15 protein-coding genes are annotated in these 21,638 nt (G+C 63.5%); 7 read left to right on the top strand and 8 right to left on the bottom strand.

The window, feature by feature from the left end; translation table 11 throughout:
• Positions 1-18: 18 nt before the first annotated feature.
• Positions 19-1,926, bottom strand: coding sequence for an AMP-dependent synthetase/ligase (locus ASE48_RS28860; RefSeq protein WP_057170566.1), 1,908 nt, complete (start codon positions 1,924-1,926; stop codon positions 19-21).
• Between the two features lie 562 nt (positions 1,927-2,488).
• Here ASE48_RS28860 and ASE48_RS28865 point away from each other — a divergent pair.
• The gene (locus tag ASE48_RS28865; protein ID WP_057170741.1) at positions 2,489-3,082 is read left to right on the top strand and encodes a TetR/AcrR family transcriptional regulator; all 594 of its coding nucleotides are present in this window, start codon (positions 2,489-2,491) and stop codon (positions 3,080-3,082) included.
• 7 nt (positions 3,083-3,089) lie between these two features.
• Here ASE48_RS28865 and ASE48_RS28870 read toward each other — a convergent pair whose 3' ends face one another.
• The 3 genes from ASE48_RS28870 to ASE48_RS28880 form a co-directional block, all read right to left on the bottom strand.
• The gene (locus ASE48_RS28870; RefSeq protein WP_057170567.1) at positions 3,090-4,244 is read right to left on the bottom strand and encodes an acyl-CoA dehydrogenase family protein; all 1,155 of its coding nucleotides are present in this window, start codon (positions 4,242-4,244) and stop codon (positions 3,090-3,092) included.
• Positions 4,245-4,321: 77 nt separating this feature from the next.
• Positions 4,322-5,413, bottom strand: coding sequence for a 2-oxo acid dehydrogenase subunit E2 (locus ASE48_RS28875; RefSeq protein ID WP_057170568.1), 1,092 nt, complete (start codon positions 5,411-5,413; stop codon positions 4,322-4,324).
• A gap of 1 nt (position 5,414) precedes the next feature.
• Complete coding sequence (locus ASE48_RS28880) at positions 5,415-7,754, bottom strand: transketolase-like TK C-terminal-containing protein (protein ID WP_057170569.1); 2,340 nt, start codon at positions 7,752-7,754, stop codon at positions 5,415-5,417.
• 261 nt (positions 7,755-8,015) lie between these two features.
• On the opposite strand from ASE48_RS28880, the gene ASE48_RS28885 reads away from it, so the two are divergent.
• The 4 genes from ASE48_RS28885 to ASE48_RS28905 all read left to right on the top strand — a co-directional run bounded on the left by ASE48_RS28885 (position 8,016) and on the right by ASE48_RS28905 (position 13,239).
• On the top strand, positions 8,016-8,513 hold the full coding sequence (locus tag ASE48_RS28885; protein ID WP_057170570.1) for an Lrp/AsnC family transcriptional regulator: 498 nt from the start codon (positions 8,016-8,018) through the stop codon (positions 8,511-8,513).
• A gap of 214 nt (positions 8,514-8,727) precedes the next feature.
• On the top strand, positions 8,728-10,323 hold the full coding sequence (locus tag ASE48_RS28890) for an AMP-binding protein (RefSeq protein ID WP_057170571.1): 1,596 nt from the start codon (positions 8,728-8,730) through the stop codon (positions 10,321-10,323).
• Between the two features lie 1,115 nt (positions 10,324-11,438).
• Positions 11,439-12,620, top strand: a complete 1,182-nt coding sequence (locus tag ASE48_RS28900; RefSeq protein ID WP_162264285.1) for an FAD-dependent monooxygenase — start codon at positions 11,439-11,441, stop codon at positions 12,618-12,620.
• 67 nt (positions 12,621-12,687) lie between these two features.
• Complete coding sequence (locus ASE48_RS28905; protein ID WP_057170574.1) at positions 12,688-13,239, top strand: acyl-CoA-like ligand-binding transcription factor; 552 nt, start codon at positions 12,688-12,690, stop codon at positions 13,237-13,239.
• Between the two features lie 69 nt (positions 13,240-13,308).
• On the opposite strand, the gene ASE48_RS33725 is transcribed toward ASE48_RS28905, so the two are convergent.
• From ASE48_RS33725 to ASE48_RS28925, 4 genes are all read right to left on the bottom strand, one after another.
• Entirely contained in the window at positions 13,309-16,179 is a 2,871-nt protein-coding gene (locus tag ASE48_RS33725; protein WP_162264286.1) for a carboxymuconolactone decarboxylase family protein, read from the bottom strand.
• Between the two features lie 212 nt (positions 16,180-16,391).
• Complete coding sequence (locus ASE48_RS28915; RefSeq protein WP_057170576.1) at positions 16,392-16,928, bottom strand: DoxX family protein; 537 nt, start codon at positions 16,926-16,928, stop codon at positions 16,392-16,394.
• A 16-nt stretch (positions 16,929-16,944) separates the two neighbouring features.
• Positions 16,945-17,244, bottom strand: a complete 300-nt coding sequence (locus tag ASE48_RS28920) for a hypothetical protein (protein ID WP_057170577.1) — start codon at positions 17,242-17,244, stop codon at positions 16,945-16,947.
• 152 nt (positions 17,245-17,396) lie between these two features.
• The gene (locus tag ASE48_RS28925; RefSeq protein WP_082614480.1) at positions 17,397-18,581 is read right to left on the bottom strand and encodes a mandelate racemase/muconate lactonizing enzyme family protein; all 1,185 of its coding nucleotides are present in this window, start codon (positions 18,579-18,581) and stop codon (positions 17,397-17,399) included.
• A 224-nt stretch (positions 18,582-18,805) separates the two neighbouring features.
• On the opposite strand from ASE48_RS28925, the gene ASE48_RS28930 reads away from it, so the two are divergent.
• Together ASE48_RS28930 and ASE48_RS28935 are read left to right on the top strand one after the other, a co-directional pair.
• Positions 18,806-20,302 carry an aldehyde dehydrogenase gene (locus ASE48_RS28930; RefSeq protein ID WP_235571641.1) on the top strand — a complete coding sequence of 499 codons (1,497 nt, stop codon included), beginning with the start codon at positions 18,806-18,808 and terminating at the stop codon, positions 20,300-20,302.
• Positions 20,303-20,353: 51 nt separating this feature from the next.
• A complete protein-coding gene (locus ASE48_RS28935) occupies positions 20,354-21,619 on the top strand; it encodes an amidohydrolase family protein (protein ID WP_057170580.1) in 1,266 nt (421 codons plus the stop codon).
• The last annotated feature ends 19 nt before the right edge of the window (positions 21,620-21,638 follow it).

Consider the following 21,638-nt stretch of genomic DNA (forward strand, 5'->3'; position numbering starts at 1 on the left):
GACGACGGCCCCGGCGGCCTACCGCTTCCGGTTCGGCTTGGCGTACCGCACCTCGCGGGCGATCGCGTCGAGATCTCCGCCGTCGTACATTTCATCGACGAGATCGCCGAACGATGCAAGGATGACCGCCCGCCTGATGGTGCCCTTGGCTGTCAGTTCGCCTGCCGACACTGACAATTCCCGCGGGAGGACTCGATACTTCTTGAGCTGGTGAGGCCGTGACAACTCGGCGTTCACCTCGTCGAGCCACCCGCTGACAGCGTCGTCGAGTTCTTGTGCGGTCAGTTTCGTGGCTTCCTGGCTCACGCTCAACAACACCGAAAGGTACTTCCGCCCGTCGCCCACGACGATCGCCTCATCGATGAGAGGGGCGGCCTTGAGCCGCACTTCGATCGGCTGCGGGTTCACCATCTTGCCCCCGCTGGTTTTCAGAACATCTTTCAGTCGGCCGATGATCTTCACTTCCCCGTCGGATGCGAGCTCGGCCAGATCCCCCGTGCGATACCAGCCGTCCGACATCGCGGCCGTGGATGCTTCGGGATTCTCCCAGTAACCGACAAACAACGAGGGACTGCGTAGCTGCAACTCACCTTGGGCGGAGACTCGCAGCTGCCAGCGGGGGTCCGGTAGACATTTGCCGATGGTGCCCGGGGCAGGAAAGGAGCGGTCCCACTGTGCCAGCACCGATCCGCATGTTTCAGTGGTGCCGAACAGCTCTCGAAGGTCGAGGCCCCATATGTGCCAGAGTGCGGCCACATCCGGGGTCATGCTCCCGGACGCCGTCCAGGTCACCTGGATGCGATCCATGCCCACTTTGCCCAGCAGTGGGACGAATACCATCTTACGAGTCAACCCATCGGCCGCCCGGACATACCAGGGCAATTCCCGTTGCTGCCAGCGCCGAGCAGTGATCGGTCTAGCGACGGCCATCGCCACGCGGTAGCCGAGTCGGAACATCCCGCCCGATTCCGAGACTGCGTGCAGCACTTCGGCGGCCAGCTTCTCGTGCATACGCGGCGGCCAAAGCACGGCGGTGGGTCGCACGCTGATAAGTGCGGCGAGCCGTTCGTCGATGCTGCAATGGGTGATGACCAGTCGGGTCATGATCGGCGCGTACACCGCGATGAGAGCCGGCGCAACGTGCGACATTCCGAGGAATCCTACGAGATCGTGGCGAGTGCGCCCGAGATCGGGATAGGACATGGCGAAGCCGAGCACCGAGTACTGGATCGTCCGGTGCGTGTGAGTGACACCCTTGGGTGCGCCCGTCGAACCCGAGGTGTAGAACAACCCCGCGGGTTGATCGATATGACCCGCCTCGACCAGTCCTTCGAAGAGCGCGGGATCGCTGGCGGCCAGCCGACGGCCATCGGCACGCAGTTGCTCCCACGTTGTTGCTGCGACACCGTCCGCCAAGCCTGCCGGATCGGCGTCGAGCCCGACGGCGAGTCGCAAATGGTCTGGTTGGGGCGTCAGCGAAGCCAACTTCTCGGCGTCGTTGGCTGTTTCGACAACTATCGCGGTGGCACGGCAGTTGTCCAGGACGTGCCGGATCTCCGCGAGTGAGCTCGTCTGGTGCACACCTACCGGGATGCCCCCGACGCTGAGGATCGCCAGTGCCGCGACCACCCACTCATGTCGGGTACCAGCAAGGACTGCAACGCGATCACGCGTTCCGATGCCGTGTCCATGCAAACCGAGCGCGATCTCACGAACTTCATCGAGATAGTCGCGCCAGGTACTCCGGCGCATTGCGCCACCCGACCAACTCTGAAAGGCGACCGTGTCCGGCTCGAACCGTTCCCGGTCGCAGAGCAGCTGCGGGAAAGTCCGGTCGACGGCCTCGAACGCAGCCACGGACGAAAGCACCGGCACACCGGCACTTCTACCGGCACTCGGCGGTGTCATATTGAAATTCTCGCCCATCAGATCTGTTCCTCGGAGAAATTCGACAGTTTACGGCCGGGTACCGTAAAACGACTTGCGGTTGTTCGCCAGCTTCCTGGCACAGGACGTGATCGATTGTCGCCGTGTCGTTCTCCCGTAAACCTCTTGCGCGGCCCACGTCGACACCGAGCAGCCTGGGTAGTACCGGTCAACGCGAACCGAGCGGCACACGGGATGGTGATCCTCCCAGAACGCGTCGATCCGCACTGCCTCGCAGGAACGCACACCGCCGAGAACGGCTGCCGGCCGTCGCCTGACCGGGTACTGCGAGAACTGCGAACAGTGAATGGACATTAACGTAATTCGGTGGCGATGGCTTGTCAACTGTTTGTCTCCGATCGGTCCACAGTCAGACACGTAAGACCAGTTCCGAGAGTCTACAGACGGAGCTGACGGGCCTGCTGGTCGGGTTCGCCCTCTTGCCGTGAACTACTGTTCTAATATTAATGATGAGTTACTTCGCATCGTCATATTCGCCTCTGCGGGCCCCGCCGAGGTGCGCACCCCGAACGGCACGTACAGACTGGATATCGTAATCGGCATGACTGAAGACCGACCCCGCGCGCAAGGCTTTCGGCGAGAGCTGTTGCTGAAGGTCGCTGCAGACCTGTTCTTGGAGCATCCCTACGATTCGGTCACCGTCGGCATGCTGTGCGCGAAGGCGGGTATCTCGGCGCCAGGTCTGTACCGCCACTTTCAGAATAAGCAGGCCGTGCTCATCGCCGTCGTGGAGAACCCTATTGGTTCACTCCACGAGTTCGCCCGCAAAACTGCGGAGGAGACGACGGACCCGCATGCTGCGCTGATCTCCATGGTGGAGTTCCACATCCGAAGCGTGGTGGAGGGGCCGCCGACTCCGCTCATCTTCCTCAAGAATGAGCACGCTCTTCCCGAGGCGGACCGACGACGCATTCGTCGGGCCATGAATCTCTATGCCGAAGAATGGATCTCGGTGGTGGCGATCCTCCGCCCGGATTTGTCGGATCCTGCGGTGCGGCTGCTGACGCAGACGGTCTTCTCGATGCTCAATGCCGCTGCGACCCTGCACAAGGGCCTCGACCACGAGACGATCATCGCCACGATGTCGACGGCGGCCTATCAGGCTCTCACGGCATCCTCTCGACCACGAGCCTGATCGTGTGTTATTTCAAGAGCGCGCGCCCCATCACCACCCGCTGTATTTGATTTGTGCCTTCATAGATCTGGGTGATCTTGGCATCGCGCATCATCCGCTCGACCGGAAAGTCGACGGTGTAGCCGGCACCCCCGAACAGCTGGACGGCGTCGGTGGTGACCTCCATGGCGATATCCGAGGCAAAGCACTTCGACGCAGCCGATATGAACCCCAGGTTGGCCTCGCCGCGTTCAGCACGGGCCGCGGCGTTATACACCAGCAACCGGGCCGCCTCGATCTTCATCGCCATGTCGGCAAGCATGAATTGCACGCCTTGAAAATCACTGACAGCCCGTCCGAACTGCTTGCGTCCCGTCGTGTATGCGATCGCCGCGTCCAAAGCACCCTGAGCGATACCGACCGCCTGGGCGCCGATGGTAGGACGGGTGTGGTCCAGAGTGGCCAACGCCGTCTTGAAGCCGGTGCCCGGCTCGCCGATCATCCGGTCACCGGGGATCCGGCAGTGCTCGAAATACAACTCGACGGTCGGTGAGCCCTTGATACCGAGCTTGCGCTCCTTCGGACCGACGGTGAAGCCTTCGTCGTCGATGTGGACGGCGAATGCCGAGATTCCGTTGGCACCCTTGTCCGGATCGGTCACCGCCATCACCGTGTACCAGGTTGATCTGCCGCCGTTGGTTATCCAGGCCTTGGAACCGTCGAGAATCCAGTCGTCACCGTCGGCTTTGGCACGCGTTCGCATGCCTGCGGCATCACTGCCCGCCTCACGTTCGGACAGCGCGTAGGAGGCGAGGTGGCCGTTCACCAGGTCCGGCAGTACCTGTTTCTTCAGGCCTTCCGACCCACGCAGGATCAACCCCATCGTGCCCAGCTTGTTGACCGCCGGGATCAGCGACGCCGAAGCGTCGACCCGGGCCACCTCTTCGATGACGATGCAGATGGCCACCGAGTCGGCGCCCTCACCGCCGTACTCCTCGGGCACGTGGACCGCGTTGAAACCCGAGGCATTCAACGCATCGAGGGCCTCTTGCGGAAATCGTGAGTTCTCATCAACGTCCGCGGCGTGCGGAGCGATCTCCTTCTCGGCGAGTGCGCGGATCGAGGCGCGCAGTTCGTGGTGTTCCTTCGGCAGATCGAACAAATCGAACGACGACTGGACCATCGGTCCTCCTTTGGGCAAGGGGTGGCTGTGGCACATTCAGGTGCGGGTGTGTCGGCGATGACCGTCAATCACCTCGATCACGACTCCAGACGGCTCCGTACCGCGGTCAGATAGCGCGCTGCATCGGCACCGTCGATTGTCCGATGGTCGTAGGTAAGTGACAGGTACGCCATGGACCGGGTACGGATCAGCAATGCGCCATCGCTGTCACGTTCGGGTACAAGGCGTTCCGTGGCAGCACCAATCCCCAGGATCGCCGACTGGGGCTGGTTGATGATCGGTGTGTCGAAAAGTGCACCACGACTGCCGGTGTTGGTGATCGTAAAGGTGCCACCGCTCATGTCGTCGGGCCGTATCGAGCCGTCGCGCACCGCCGCAGCCGCCCTCGCGATGGCCGCGCCCACCTCCATGACATCGAGGTGCTGGGCATCGCGGATCACCGGGACCATGAGACCCTTCGGACCGTCCACCGCCACTCCCAAGTGCACTGAACCGTGGTAGGTCACCTCAGTGCAGTCGGCGTTGACCGTGGCGTTGATGACGGGATGCGCTGCCAGCGCGTCGACCGCGGCTACCACGATGAAGGGCAGATAGGACAGCCGGGAGCCGGTGCGGTCGAGAAAGTCCTGTTTCATCTCCGCACGCCGCGCCGCGATCAAGCTGAGGTCGGATTCAACGACCGTCGTCAATTGTGCTGCGGTCTGGAGTGATTCGACCATTCGACGGGCGATGGTCCGGCGAATCCGGGGCAACTTCTCAACACGATCGACCCCGATCCCAGCGTCGGGCTGCTCTGGTGATGGCGGGTGCGGAGGCGAGGAGATCGCCGATTCCGTTGCTTCGGACGCCGGCACCGGTTCGGGTTCGGGTTCGGGAGGGGGCGGCGCACATGCATCCGCGGCCGGGGTCACCGGTGCGGAGACGTCGAGTCTCGCGATAACGGCGCCCACCGACACAACGGCGTCCTCGGCTTCCACGACTTCCAGCAAGGTGCCGGCCGCGGGGGCCGCAATTTCGGTATCCACCTTGTCGGTGGCGACTTCCAGGAGTGGTTCGTCGATTTCCACGGAATCCCCGACCGACTTGAGCCACCGGGTGATGGTCGCCTCGGTGACCGCCTCGCCCAGATTGGGCAATCTCACCGCGATGTCGTTCTCGGCAGCAGACATGTCACACCCCGCCCAGCAGATCCAGGGCTGCGCCAACGATGCTGTCGGTGTCGATGCCGTGGTACCGGTACACGTCTTCAAGCGAGCCGACCTGACCGAACCGGCTGACGCCCAATTGGGTTCCCGGCACACCGTTGACGGCAGGGAGGAACGCCAGGGTGTGCGGATGACCGTCGAGCACAGTGAGCATCGGAGCGGCCCGGCCGGCCGGGAACAGCTGATCCAGGATCCATGTCGGCGCGTCGCCACGCCCCTGCCTGGCTTGTAGAGCCTCGAAAAGCAAACCCGGACTGGTGACACAGACGACGTCGACGTCGACGCCTTGCTGCGCGAGCCGGTCGGCTGCGGCCAAGCTCTCAGTCATCATGGCGCCCATCCCGACGAGGGTCAGCGCCGGCTCGGCGGCCCGTCGCAATACATATCCTCCGGCCAGTACATGGCGCCGCCGCCGCTCCCTTCCGGCGGGGTCGCCGGGCACTGCGGCGAGCAGCTGGTCCACGGGCCGCGTGGACAACCGAATGTAAGCCGATGTCCCGTCGGGACGGCCGAGACGGCCGATACACGACAACAACGTCCACTCGACGTCGACGGCGAAGGCCGGCTCGTAGCTGACACAGCCCGGCTGCTCCAGGCCGATCGAGGGCGTCTTGATCGACTGGTGGGCGCCACCTTCAGCTGCCAACGTGACTCCGGACGGCGTGCCGACAAGAATGGACTGTCCGCCGGCATAGATCCCGTACGACCACGGTTCCAACGCGCGCTCGACGAAGGGGTCGTACAGAACACCGATGGGCAGCAACGGTTGTCCCCATCGGCTCCACGTTGCCCCGAGCTCGCTCATCAGCCCCACGAGATTGGTCTCCGCGATGCCGAGTTCCATGTGTTGTCCGGACGGTTTCTCCCGCCAGTGCATGATGGTTTCGGGATCATCGTCGAACCAGTTGCGTCGCTCGCTCGGGGACCAGACACCGACCTTGTTCAGCCAGCCGGCCAGGTTCGTCGTCGAGCTCACATCGGGGCTGACGGTCACCACCCGTTTGGCGGCCTCCGGCGCCTGGCGGCTCAGGTCGAGTAGAACGCGCCCCAGCGCGGCCTGCGTGGTCGCCGTACCCGAAGGAGTGCGCCCCAGGTCTCCCGGTATCGGCGGTGGCGCCAACGTCTGCACCGGCTCCCGTTTGAGACGCTGCGCCGTCTCCGCACAGAGCCGGCCCGCGGCGGTACCGGGTGCGAATCGTGGCCAGGGATCGTCGACATTGATCCCCAGTTCGGTGGCCAGTTGCTCGTACTGCTCCGACGTCAGCAACGACGAGTGATTCTGTGGATGTCCTTGTGTCGGTAGGCCACGCCCCTTGATGGTGTAGGCAATAACGACCGTCGGGCGCGTGTCGTCGATCTGCGCGTACGCTGCACGCAGCGCAGAGAGGTCGTGGCCACCGAGATTGCGGATCGCGTGGAGCAGTTCCGCATCCTGCAACTCGGCCACCAACGCAGCAATGCCTACCGCCCCCGAGCCCGATCCCGGCAGTCGTTCACGGAGTTCCTCTGCAGTGCAACGCAAGAGGCGCTGGTACTCGGGATTGGGCATTTCGAGGATCCGCGTGCGCAGGCCGGGGCCGCCCGGACGGGCGAACAACGACTCAAGCAGAGCGCCGAACTTGACCGTGATCACCTGCCAGCCGGCTGCGGCGAACATGGCTTCCAAGCGCCCAGCGGCGATATTCGGCACCACCCGGTCCAGTGATTGACGATTCAGGTCGACGATCCAGACGATCTCGCCGAGGTCCGCCACCGCAGGGTCGAGAATCGCCTCCCAGACCGCACCCTCATCCAGTTCGGCATCACCCACCAGCGAGTACTGGCGGCCCTTGCCGACAGCACTGATCTGGGTGTCGACATAGCGGCGCGCAATCGCACCCCAAATTGGCGCCGTGGCACCGATTCCCACCGATCCGGTCGAATAGTCGACCGGATCGGGGTCTTTGGTGCGGCTCGGGTAGGACTGCAGACCACCGAACTCGCGAAGCCTCGGCAGGTAGGACGCATCAAGCTCATCGATGAGGTAATTGATGGCGTGCAGCACCGGCGATGCGTGTGGTTTGACCGAGACCCGGTCCCCGGGGCGCAACTGCTCGAACCACAGGGATGTCATGATCGACACCATCGAAGCACTGGACGCCTGGTGACCGCCGACCTTGAGGCCACTGGTATTCGGTCGAATTCTATTGGCGTGGTGAATGATCGCGGTGGACAACCACAAGATTCGCTGCTCAATCTCGTGGAGCGCGGCGTGGCTGTTGTCGACTTGGTGGGCAGTGTTTTGCACTGCGGCGTTGCCGGGCATCGAGGTCCTTGTCGGTCGGCGTCGTGTTGGAGCGGGATCGCTGCACTGGACCCAGATCATGGGTCTGCGGCCCCTCCCTGTGCGGGTCCCCGGATGAGGGTTGCCCGGCGTAGTGGTGACGCATTGTCACCCGAGGTACGGTTCGCTCGTGCAAAAAGTCACCCTCAGTGGACCAGCGGCTCTCCGTCTGCGCAAGATGCGGCCGCCTTTATACGCAATCTGCTCACTTTCCGGCACTCCGGACTCAGCAGGCTGGGCATTATGACCAACAAAACGCGCATCGACGCGATCGACGCGATCGACGCCAGGATCATCAAGGCGCTCAGCGACGACGCGCGCGCAACCGTGATAGCGCTCGCCGACACAACCAAGGTCTCCCGCAATACCGTTCAGGCGCGCCTGAACAAGCTGGAAAACCAACATGTGTTCAGATCGCTCGAACGCCGGATCGATCCTGCCGCACTCGGGTACCCGCTCACTGCATTCATCCTGACGCGGGTGACTCAGCGCAAACTCGCACAGATCGCCGACGCCCTCGAACAGGTTCCTGAAGTGATCGAAGTCCATGGGCTGGGCGGAGTCACCGACTTGATGATTCACGTGGTGGCGCGCGAAGCCGATGACCTCTACCGGATAGCCGGCCGAATCTTGGACATCGATGGTGTCGAACAGACAACGACCTCGCTGGTGATGCGCAAACTGGTCGACTACAGAATCACGCCACTGCTCGACGACCTCATTCACCAAACAGGAAAGTGATCGATCTGCCCAGTGATCAACGTCCTATACCTCGTTGGACTTGGCAAAATGCTCGATTTCGCTCATACCCGTTGCCCGACAGTGCAACAGGGGTATTGACTGGACAGCACTTCGTCCGACGTCCGCCGTCAGTCAGCGACGGAGGGCGGGGAAGTACACGAGCGGCTACTCCGTCAGTCGGTCAAGAGACTTTATCCCGAGGAGGAACGCCGCGATGAAGGCCAGCGGGCAATCTGCGCAACTCACGTCGATGAGTTACGAACCGTTGACGCCCACCGCATACCTCGATCGAGCGGCCAGTTGTCATGGCGACCGTGTTGCAGTGGTGGACGGTTTGAACGAATGGACCTACGAACAACTCCACCAACGGTCCGCGCAGCTAGCTGGGGCGTTGGCTCAGCTGTCGTCGGGACGGCCCGTCGCAGTGCTGGCACCCAACTCGCACGTCCTGCTGGAGTCGCATTTCGGCGTCCCGTGGTCCGGTTCACCCCTGGTCGCCCTCAACACACGTCTCTCTGCATCTGAAATCGCCTATATGTTGGGCCATTCGGAGGCGGCAGTGCTGATCTATGACTCAACACATGCAGAGGTCGTGGAACAGGTCCGCGCCCAGATGAGCATCTCGCCGATCCTGGTGCAGGCTGACGATGGTCAACACGGTGACTACGAGCAGATGTTGTCGGCGGCCTCCCCGGTACGGCGCACGCCGACGGATGAGCTGAGCTTGTTATCTGTCAACTACACCTCGGGTACGACGGGAAAACCCAAGGGGGTGATGTATTCCCACCGTGGCGCCTACCTGCAAGCGCTGGCGATGGTCGGTCATACGGGTTTGTCCCCGTCGGCGGTCTACCTCTGGACGCTTCCGATGTTTCACTGCAACGGGTGGTGTTTCCCTTGGGCGGTCACAGCTGCGGCCGCCACACATGTGTGCTTGCGCAAGGTCGACCCCTCGGAAGTCTGGCAACTGATCCGCCGGCACGGCGTAACTCACCTCAACGGCGCACCGACCGTGCTGTCCATGCTCGCGTACGCGGCCGAGGCGGACGCCATCGAGGGCACCCCCGTTCGGGTCGCCACCGGCGGTGCGCCGCCTTCACCGGCCATCCTGCGGCGGATGGCGGAGCTCGGATTCGACGTCACGCACCTGTACGGACTGACCGAGACATACGGACCCGCAGCCATATGCGACTGGCGCCCCGAATGGGACGCACTCGATCTGGAATCGCGCGCGAAGATCAAAGCCAGGCAGGGCGTCGCGAACATGATCTCCTGCGAGATTCGAGTACTCGCCGATGATGGCACCGACGTGCTCTCCGACGGCCTGAGTACCGGCGAGATCGCACTGCGCGGAAACAACGTGATGCTTGGATATCTGCATGACCTGAAGGGCACCGAAGCGGCGGCGCCCGACGGCTGGTTCCGAACTGGCGACCTGGGCGTGCGCCATCCTGACGGATATATCGAACTACGCGACCGCAGTAAAGACGTAATCATCTCGGGCGGCGAGAACATCGCCTCGGTAGAGGTTGAGCAAGTAATCATGGAGCACTCCGCCGTCCTTGAGGTTGCAGTCATCGCGGTACCGGATCCTCAGTGGGGCGAAGTAGCGGCCGCCTACGTCGCACTCAAACCTGGCCGCGAAGCGACGGCCGAAGACATCATCGATCACGTCCGGGCCAACATTGCGCGGTTCAAGGCACCCAAGCACGTGATATTCGGTGACCTTCCCAAGACATCCACCGGCAAGACTCAGAAGTATCTGCTACGCGAACGCGCCTGGCACGACCGACAGAAGCACATTCAGTAGTTCAAGCAAAGACACTCGCGTCACGATCGCGCTGGCCGAAGCCATTCATCTGGGCCAGGTGGTTATGGCGTTGTCAGTCGTTGCCACCGCCGTGGCGACACTCCTGACTGCGTCTCCGAGACAGAGCAACCCGTCGACAGCCATAGCGCCGGTTCCGGGCAATCGTTGATTCCCGAACTCGGAGCCAAGGCACCTGCAGTTCTTGCTACCGAGCGTCCAGCCGAAATCCCGATGAACGGTCTCAGCCGACAGGAGCAGCGGCACAACAGAAGGTAGAACAACATGATTGCAACGACTGAACACCAGATTGCGTGGGAACTTGCCGACAATCTGAACGCACACCTGAGCGTCGAGCAACGCGCCCTGGTCTTCATGGACCTGGGCAGCGCTCACCACTCGGCTGCCATACACCGCCTCGTTCACGTCGCCCTGCAGGGCCAAATTGCACTTCCCCCTTCAACACTCGAGCGCCTCCACATGTGGTGCCGTGTCTACCAACGCGAAGCCGAATATGCGTCGCTACTCTCGCGACTCCGGAAGAGACCATCTCGCTGACCGGCGGCACGACATGGCTTCGCGCTGACGATCGGCCATGGGGTGCGGGAAGCCGGTGTCGCTCGCACTAACGGGCTGTGATCTCAATCTCGTTGGAGAGCCCGAGGCGTCTAGGTGCGGGGTTGCGAAGCTCTCACGGCGATGGCGGAACCGATTCACTCACGCAAGTGACAAGAGCCGGAACGATATGCGCCCCGGCAAATTTGACGAACTCATCACCTTCACCGAAGCTCTCGGATTCGCCGGCGTACTGGCGGGTCCGATCGTGCGGTCCTCCTACCGCGCGGACAAGCTACACGGTGCCGCCGGCCCACCCCTGGCCAGACCGGAAACTGCGACGAGTGTTCCCGCTCGGGAAGGCTCCCCATTCGGTAACTATCACCTGCCCCCGCTCTGCCTATTGTTCTTGCATTTGTCGCGGAGTTCCTCGGCGCGCCTCTCCCGTTCGGTTGGCATGCCTCCATCGCAGGGTTCGTCACGCGCCTGGTGGGTGACATCCCGCTAATTTTGCGTGTTCAGCAATTTTGCGGACTACGCAATATTCTGCCAGGATGTCACTCATGCCGAAAGCCAAAGTTCTCATCGTTGGTGCCAGTATCGCCGGACCGGCAACCGCCTTCTGGCTGACTCGCGCCGGATTTGAGGTCACTATCGTCGAACAGGCGGTTGAACTCCGACGCGGCGGGAATGGCGTCGACATCCGCTCCGAGGCGCTGGCAGTTGTCGAACGAATGGGGCTCAGTGCGGCGATCAAGGAGCGCGCGTTGGTCAACCAGGGTATGCGTTTCGTCGATCGCGATGGCCAGCAGCGCGTACGCTTCGCGGCAGCCGACGTCGAGAAGATGGTGGGCTCCGAAGACATCGAGATCACCCGCGGCGACCTGTCGCAGTTGCTGTATTCGGTCACCGAATCTGACGTCGAGTACATCTTCGGCGACTCTGTCACTGAGCTTCAACAAGATGACTCAGGGATAACCGTCGCGTTCACTCATCGGCAATCCCAGAGGTTCGACTACGTGGTAGGTGCAGACGGTATGCACTCGGGTGTACGGCGCCTGACTTTCGGACCCGAGAGCTCGTTTCGTGTCTTCAAGCATCATTACTATGCGGTTTGCAGTACCGATCTTGCCGTGGGCGAACAGCATTGGACGACTTTCTACAACGAGCCAGGAAGGTCCGTCGCTGTGCACCGGGACGGGACCGGGCACGGACTGATCAACTTCACCTTCCGCAGCGGCAACCCCATAACCTATGACTACCGCGACATCGACGCACAGCGTCAATTGCTCCGCGATGCATTCTGCGACCTCGGATGGCAGGTGCCGGCCCTCCTAGACGCCGCCGACGCCGCGCCGGACTTCTACTTCGACGCGTTGGACCAGATCAAGCTGCCGTCGTGGTCGATGGGACGCGTCGTGCTGGTGGGCGATGCGGCATACTGCGCCTCGCCGGCCTCGGGAGCGGGAGCGTTGTTGGCACTGACCGGTGCTTACCGACTAGCCGGCGAATTGAGTTCCCAAGACGCCTCGCAGCGAGCATTTGCCCGGTACGAGGCTGCACAGCGTCCGCTTGTCGCCGGCAAGCAGGGCCACCTATTCACCTACATAACGGTTCCCCGGACTCGGTTGGGCATCGCGGCGCGCAACCTTTTCCTGTCCACTCCACTGTCTCGCACGCTCCCCCGACTGTCGCTCGGCGAGCCAAAACAATTGCACGAATACGGATTTACACGTGACATCTGAGGGGACCATCGGATCTGTGAACCATGACCAACGTTCACTGGGATTGAGAGAACGCAAGAAGCGCGACATGCGTGCGAGGTTGAGCGCTATTGCACTCGACCTCGCTGTCGAAAACGGGGTCGCGGCGGTCCGCATCGAGGACATCGCCGCTGCAGCCGGTGTTTCGCCCCGGACATTCAACAACTACTTCCCCAGCAAGGAGTCGGCAATCGTCGGCGTGGCGGCGATTCGGGCCGATGTCTTCTGCGCGGCTCTGCGGGCCCGGCCCGACGAGGAGGCGTTGCATGTCGCTCTACGCGCTGCTGCCAAAACCCTGTTCACGGGTGAGCCTGATCGACATTGGATGGCACGTGCGCGCCTGATCCGATCCGAACCGTCATTGTTCGCCGAGGAGCGAAAGTCCGATATCGAGGTCGAACAGGTCGTCGCCGCCGAGATCGCCTATCGCACCGGAAGTGACCCGCTGGTGGACCTCGGTCCACGCTTGGCGGCCGCGACCGTCGTCGCTGCCATCCACACCGCGGTCCAGTTCTGGCTGGAGATTCCCACCGCCGGCACGCTGCACGAGGTGCTCGACCGAGCCGTCACACCCTTGCCGCTGGGTACACCACCGGCATAGGACCGCAGCTACCCGAACGGGGCGCCTCCACAGTGGTGGAGACGCCCCGCCGAGAGTGCGCACGACGATCTACACGCTGGCGGGCGCCTCCTGCGGAACCGGAATCTCGAAGGCATTCAACACCGCAGAGGCACCGAGATAGGTGCTGGCCAGATTGACAAGGTCGACGAGCGCCACCCGCCCGAACGCCGCCTCTGCCGCGTAGTACAGCTGATCGCTGACACGGTAGGTCGAGACGAGCTCCTGCACGAACTGGGCGGCGATCAGCTCGCTTCCGCTGAGCCCCACTGGAGTCTGACCGCTGCCGAGCGAGACGATCGTCTCCTCGGGCAGACCCACGAGCCGGGCCACCTTGGCGTGTGACCACACCTCATAGTCCGAAGCCCAGAGCCCGCCAACCGAGAGGATGACCACCTCTTTCACCCGGGCGGATAGCGTCGACGACGAGAACGTATTGCCCACGTCGAACTGTGCTCCGCCGATGACCGGGTTGTACAGGTAGGCGTTCAACGGGCCGATCAGCTGTCCCTCGGGCGTCACCAACTCGATGCCGGTGGCCTGTTGAATGGGTAGCGCCAGGGCCTTGATCCGCGCGGCAAGCGCCAGCTGGTCCGGCGTGGCGGTGTCGAGATCCAGCAGCGGCAGCCGGCCACCCAATCCATTCGGACCGTCCGGGGCCGGCGGAGTTGCCGGGGCCGGCGTCGGAAGCACCGCGGGCGCAGCCGTATTCGGCCCACGCACATTGAACGCGTTCAGCGTCGCCGAAACGCCGAGGTACGTACTGGCCAGATTGACCATATCGACGACTCCGGTCTGACCGAATGCCGCCTCGGCAGCCTGGTAGGTAGCCGCGCTCACCCGGTAGGTCGAGATGAGCTCCTGTACGAACTGCGCCGCCACAAGTTCGTTGCCGGTGAGACCGACCGGAGGCTGGCCGCTGGCAAGCGACACGACGGCAGCTTCGGGAACACCCACCATTCGAGCGACGAGCTCGTGGGCGTAGAGCTCATAGGGCGATCCCCACTTACCGCCGACAGAGAGAATCACGATCTCCTTGACTCGTGCGGACAGTGTCGACGAAGAGAACGTATTGCCGATGTTGAAGATCGCCTCACCGATGACCGGGTTATAGAGGTAGGCGTTCAGCGGGCCGAGCAACAGCCCGTTGATGTCCTCCAACTGTATTCCGGTCGCAGCCTGGATCGGCAGACCCAGCCTCTTCATCAGTGCTGCCAGCGCCGCCTGAGCGGGGGTTGCGGAGTTGAGTTGGACCAGCGGCAACCGCCCGCCCAGTCCGCCATTACCACCCACACCGCCACCGGCTCCGGCCAGCGCACCCGCACCGTTGACTCCGGTCACACCCGCCCGGCCGAACATGCTGCGCGTGCCGCCGACGCCACCGAGCCCCGCGAAACCAGCTGCACCACCGAAGCCACCGATACCACCGACACCGGCGCTGTCGGTGAGCTGGCCGCCCGCCAGCGTGACAACCGTGGCTCCCCCGGTGCCGCCGAATCCACCGGCACCACCGGCACCGGCCGCGCCCCCGGAGCCGCCGTTACCACCGTCGCCGATGAACAAACCGGCATTACCACCCGCGCCACCAAACCCGCCGAAGCCTCCACTGCCACCGTCGCCGCCGGGACCACCGTCTTCTTCAGCGGTCGACGCCGTGGTGCCGTGTGCCCCAGCTCCGCCTGCACCGCCGATGCCGCCGTCTCCACCCTCGCCACCCCAGCCGAAGAACAGGCCACCCCGGCCACCGGAGCCGCCGTCGCCACCGACTCCGCCGTTGCCGCCTCGCCCCCCGTTCACACCGGACTCGCCGGAAACTCCGGTGACCCCGCCTCCACCATCGCCGCCACGACCACCGTTTCCACCCAGGAGCCCGGCATTACCGCCACCGCCGCCCCGTGCCCCGAGACCGCCTGCCCCACCGGCACCGCCGTTCCCCCACAACAATCCTCCGACACCGCCCCTGCCGCCGGCCACACCCTCCACGGTGCTCGACCAGCCGTCTCCGCCGTTGCCGAATATCCAACCACCACCGACGCCATTCGGATTCGCCTGCGTCCCGTCGGATCCGTTACAAATCAGTCCGCAACGATTGACGAACGCCGACCACGGGACCACCCGAGCCATGGCCATCGATTCGTCGGCCGCACGCGCCGCGCCGAATACAAAGGCAGCAGCACCGGTCGGTGGCGTAATCGGTTCCGCAGGATCCGAATCGGTCGAATCTGCTGCCGCTTGCGCAGTCGTACGCGCAGCGGTCAGCTCACCCGGACGCTGCGGGGCCGACAGCCTCGCAGTTTGGGATTGCACACGCACAACACCGCGAGCGCCTTCGCCGGCCGCCTCGCGCCGGCCGTCACCGGCCGCATTCGCGCTGCGCGTCCCGTCGGCGCGCTTCCTGTCGCTGGGCTTGTCGCCACTGCTCTTCTCGCCGGCGTCGGGGGCGCTATCACCATCAGCACCGTTGTCGAATCCCGCACGACGCTGACGGCGATCGGTGTCGTCGGCACGGTCGCCACGAACGCCACGGGCTGTTGCGCGCGGAGAATCCGGCTCGGAAGATCCACGACCCGAGGACGCCCCTGTCGACGAGTCCGATTGCGAAGAAACACGACCCGACGACGCACCACCCGACGAATCCGACCCACCAGACGACGTGTCCGCCGCCGCAACGCCGTGTCCGGTGGTCAGGGCGAGACCGATGCCTGCGGCAAAGACCCCGACACGCAGCCATCGGCCCCAATTCTCGGGTATCAGAGACCAGGTCTGGGCCGCCGGCGTGAGCTGACTACCCGACGGACTGCGAACCACCGAGGAGGACAGGCGGTCCGTGCTGGAAAGTAAACACAGGTGACGAATTTCGTATCCGTTTCGCACGAGATCGCCAGGTTCCAGCTCATCGGCGGGCCCAGAATCTATCGACATGTCTCTCAACTCCTTGCTGGGACAACACTCTTCAGCAGAGTGTTATGCGCGTCACAATTGACGGCTGTGCCGTTTATAGCCAACGGATTCGGCGAGGGTCAAGATCGCGCGGCGATTACGAACGGGTACCGATTGTGCCAGTTTCATCGCGACGCCAATACGACGAATGTTGGTCACAAGCAACATATTCCAGGCCATATTGGGTTGGGCGATCAAGACGCAGCAAGCGGAGGTGAACGAAAGAAGACCGCCAACTGGACGGCGCTGCCGAACAGCCCGACTATCGCCGCAATCGCCAAGCCCGCCCACCCATGCAGCAGCGGCCACAAGGCGGCATCGCGCAACAACAGAGAGTCCAGACTGAGAGTGCCGGCCCCGGTCCCTGCCACCGCTACTGCTCCGGCCGCCAGCACCAGGTTGTACTCCCAGCCGTCTTTGGTGATGAAGAATCCGTTGCCGCGGTGAACGATCCATGCTGCCACGACCATCAACGAGACGAATGCGGCAGCAGCCAGCGGAGTCAGGAATCCGATCGCCAGACAGACTCCAGCCATGATCTCGGCACCTGCGGCCACTCGCGCGTGAAGAGCACCCGGCGCCATGCCGATACTGTCAAACCACCGGGCAGTGCCCGCAATGCCGCCTGTGCCGAAGAACTTGTTGTAGCCGTGCGCGGCCATCGTCAGACCCAGAACCACCCGCAGGAGCAGAATCGCGGCCTCGTATCCGGACACATCACCAGGAGTCATATTCTCTGAACCGCATTCACACGAAACGAGGCTCGGCAGAGGTCGAGAACGGCCAACGCAACGGCGATTCCGCCGACTCCAACTCGCGTTTGACTGCCGCCTCCACCTTGACGCGGTTGACGGCCGACAGCAAGGCCACATCCTCGGATCGCAGTGCCTCCCGCTGGACTTCCATTCTCTTGACGATCCGGTCGAAACGCCGGTTCAGTTGGGGCAAGCTCATCCCGAACCGCGGCAGCACCTCCTCCTCGGGCGGTCCACCGAACGGCTGCCAGTGCAACATGTATTGCACAATTCTCCGGTCGAACCAGTCCATGGCCACTCCTACCCTCCGCTACTCGCTATCGATGCCGATGCCGACCGCGCCGAACTTCCAAACGCGTTCGACTGACTCGATTTCACGGCCGCGGCGGCACCAAGTCAACGAACTGAACGGGTACGCCTTACACCATCACTGCGCTGACCGGCTCACCGACCGACTTGGTGCCAGGGGCCCCAGGCCAGTCGATCCAGTGCGTCCGGACAAGGTGTGAAACCGGCTCCAGGCTCGGAATCCACACGGACCATTCCGTCGGCGGTGACGGACAGCTGCTGCGATACCAGCTGATCGAACCATGGCACGTACTCCAGCCACACCTCCTCCTGGTGCAGCGTCGCCAGCAGCTGTGCCGACACGTGCGGATAGAGATGCGGCAGCATCGTGGCGCCCGATTCGCGCACGCGATCAGCGACATCCAGCCATGCTCGCAGTCCCCCGACGCGTTCGGGCTCGCCGACGATATAGCGCACGCCGGCACCCACGAGTTCCTCGATATCGACCAGAGAGAACGATGTCTCGCCGCTGGCGATGTGGACCGGCGACCGCTGCGCGAGGTCGCGGTAACCGGAGATGTCGGTATGCGGCAGCGGGTCCTCGATCCAGTGGATCCCGAAGGGCTCAAATCGATGTGCGGCGCGCAGGGCGGTGGCAGCACTGTCCCAGCGTTGCAGGGCGTCGACCATGAGCACGGCATCGGTCGGCAGTGAATCTCTGACCGCCTGGACCCTGTCCACATCCTCGTCGAGGTCCGGTTTGCCGACGAGCATCTTCACCGCGCGCACACCGCTCGCGTAGATCGCCGCCGCTTCCGCCACGAGCTCGTCGGTACTCGACTGCAGCATCAGGCCCGTCTGGTAACACCGGACCCGTTCACGTCGGCGCCCGACCAGGTCGGCGAGTCCGATTCCACGACGCCTGCAAAGTAGGTCTTCAGCTGCCATCCGGAGTCCGGACGACGCGAATGCCATGACACCGTGTTCACCGACGAACCGGGTCGCGGACAGGACCCCGGCGTCCAGCTCGACCATTCCGGCCGCCGGAACCACCTCTCTACACAGGTACTGCAGTCCCGCGCCGACCAGGACGGCCTGCCCCGGTTGCTGAAACCACAGCAGCGAGAACCCCTGCACTCCCTCGCCATCGGTCAACCGGAGCACGATCGCCGGGATGTCCGTCGGTGTCAGCCGCCCATTGGGAAGCCGAAAAGGTGCGATACCGGTCGGAATACTCAGATATCGCACTTCAACCATTTCGGGGCAGATACCGACCACGTCCGCCTCGGACTTCACCCATCGGTTGACCATCTGTGCGGGGTGTCTCCGTTTCTGTGCCATGCATTTCACCTACCGCAGACGCTAGTTCCGCCGCATGCACGAAGGGGGGTTGCGTTGACACCCCTCATCAAGACCGGGGCACTGTCACCACCACGCACCCTCCTTGACGGCATCGTCGGCAGCGATGAACCTTGGGGTACACACCGCAGCGACCGCACGCCACCCGCTTCGAATCAGGGGAGCGACTGGTATCCAACATGATTCGTTGAGATCGGTTACACGCGGTGCACACACCACAACGTCGACTCTTAAGGCGGTCAGCAATGTCAGCTCGTGGACACGCACTGCGTTCCCGGCAGCGCGACACGATCTACATCGGCGGCCAGTGGGTGGCCTCGACTGGCTCCCGCCGGGATATCGTCTCGCCGGCGACCCTCGAGGTCATCGGGTACGCACCGGACGGCACGGCAGCCGATATGGATCGTGCGGTCGCCGCCGCACGGACGACCTTTGATGACGGCGGCTGGTCGGGTCTGCCGATCACCGAACGGACTCGCTATCTGCGCCGTGCCGGCGAGATCTATGCCGAGCATTCCAACGAGATCGCCGATCTCATCACCGCCGAGATGGGCAGTCCGATCACCTTCTCGCGTAATGCTCAAGGCCCGATCGCACAGCATGTTCTCGGGTATTTCACCGCACTTGGTGACCGCTTCGAGATCGAACAACATCGCACCGAGCTCAGCACGCCGGTATCGGTGATCCATGATCCGGCCGGCGTGGTGGCCGCCATCGCGCCCTGGAACTACCCGCAGGCGTTGATGCTGATGAAGATTGCGCCCGCATTGGTGGCCGGGTGCACGGTGGTGGCCAAGCCGTCTCCCGAGACCGCACTCGACGGACTGCTGCTGGCCCAGATCTTCGACGAGGCAGGGCTTCCTCCGGGTGTGCTGAACGTCGTGCCCGCAGACCGTGAGGCCGGCGAACATCTGATCAGCCATCCAGCTGTGGATCGGGTGGCCTTCACCGGATCCACCGAGGCCGGCCGGCGCGTCGCCGAGATCTGTGGTCGCGCCCTGCGGCGGTGCACACTCGAGCTGGGCGGTAAGTCGGCCGCGCTGGTGCTCGACGACGCCGATATCGATCGCACCGTCGCGGGGCTGCGCGACGCAGCCTTCCGCAACAGTGGCCAGACCTGCACAAATCAGACTCGAATTCTGGTACCACACAGTCGAATCGACGATTTCACCGATGCCTTCTGTGACATGGTGTCGTCGATGGTGGTCGGCGACCCGACCGAGCCGGCCACGGAAATCGGTCCGCTCGTGTCGCAGCGTCAGCGCGAGCGGGTCGAGGGTTATGTCACCCTTGGGCAGGCGGAGGGTGCCAAACTGGTTCTCGGCGGTGGTCGGCCCGCCGGCCTTGACACCGGTTGGTTTGTGGAGCCGGCCGTGTTCACGGCGGCCGACAACAGTATGCGCATCGCCAGGGAGGAGATCTTCGGTCCCGTGGTCTGCATCATTCCCTATGCCGATGACGAGGAGGGGCTGGCGATCGCCAACGACTCTGAATACGGTCTGGCCGGGAGTGTCTGGGGTACCGACGTCGATCGCGCGACGGCGCTGGCCAAGCGCGTGCGGGCCGGCATGATCCTGGTCAACGGCGCCGGCGGCAGCTTCGACGGGCCGTTCGGCGGCTTCGGTCAAAGCGGTATCGGCCGGGAATGCGGTATCGAAGGCCTGCTGGCCTACACCGAACCCAAACAAGTTCCCCTGTTCTAGTCCCTTCCAAATTGGTGAATGCCGCTCCGGCGGCGGAGAGGTACGGATTCCATGCCCAGTGATCTCGAGGATTCGCTTTCGGATTCCAGCATCTTCACGGTCGGCCGTGACTACGAGTTGTCGTTACTGCCCGAGCCTGACCCCAAACCAGTTTGGTGCCCTGTCATCTCGGTCGATGATCACTCTTTCGAGCCGTCGACACTGTTCGATACCGTTCCGGCCAAGTTTCGCGATGACGTCCCGCGGCTGGTCCATGTCGACGGCCGTCCGGCGTGGCAGATCGCCGACAAGAAGTTCTTCTTCAGCGGGATGGATGGAGCGGCCGGGCGGCCCATCACCGAGTGGCGGTCCATGCAAATGCGACTTGAGGACTATCGGGCGTCGGTCTACGACACTGATGCGCGAGTTCACGACATGGATATCGCGGGTGTCTGGGGTTCGCTGTGCTTCCCGTCCATCACGTGGGGGTTTGCCGGCACCACCTTCTCACGGATGCCGGACAAGGAGTTGGGTTTCGCGTGTGTGCAGGCCTACAACGACTGGGCGGTCGAACAGTGGGCGGGTTCGCATCCCGATCGCTTCATTCCGTGCGCACTGAGCTACCTGGCCGACGCCGAACTGGCCGCCAAGGAGATCTACCGCAACGCCGAGCGCGGTGTGCACGCGGTCAGCTTCACCGAGAATCCGGCCCAGCTCGGATTTCCCAGTGTGCATTCCGATCACTGGGAACCGTTCTGGCGGGCCTGCGCCGAGACCGATACCGCGATCAATCTGCACATCGGGTCGTCCGGGCGCATCAGCTGCCCCTCCCCGGACACTCCGGTACCGGCACAGGTGGCGTTGTTCCCGCTCAACGGGATCGAAACCGTCGTCGACTGGATATTCTCTGGAATTCCACAGCGGTACAGTGATATTCACATTGTACTGTCGGAGGCCGGCATCTCCTGGGTGCCGATGGTCGTGGAGCGTCTGCACCGCGCCTACCGCCAACGGGAAGCCGAGCCCGGCGTCTGGGCGGGATCGACCATCCACCCTGTCGATGTCCTGCATCGCAACTTCTGGTTCACCTCCATCGAGGACCCATCCGCATTCCAGCGGCTCGATGTGATCAGCGAGGACCGGATGATGCTCGAAGTGGACTTCCCGCACAGCGACAGCTCCTGGCCGGACAGCCAGGAATTGTTCCGCGCCGAGCTGGAAACACTGCCGATAGAGACCATCAAGAAGATCTGTTACGGCAACGCCGCGGCGCTGTATCACCACCCGGAGCCACCGCAGTCCATGCTCGACGAATCGGTACTGCTCGCACCGAGATAGCGTAACGGTGCGCACACCT

Source organism: Mycobacterium sp. Root265 (assembly GCF_001428895.1).
GTDB lineage: Bacteria > Actinomycetota > Actinomycetes > Mycobacteriales > Mycobacteriaceae > Mycobacterium.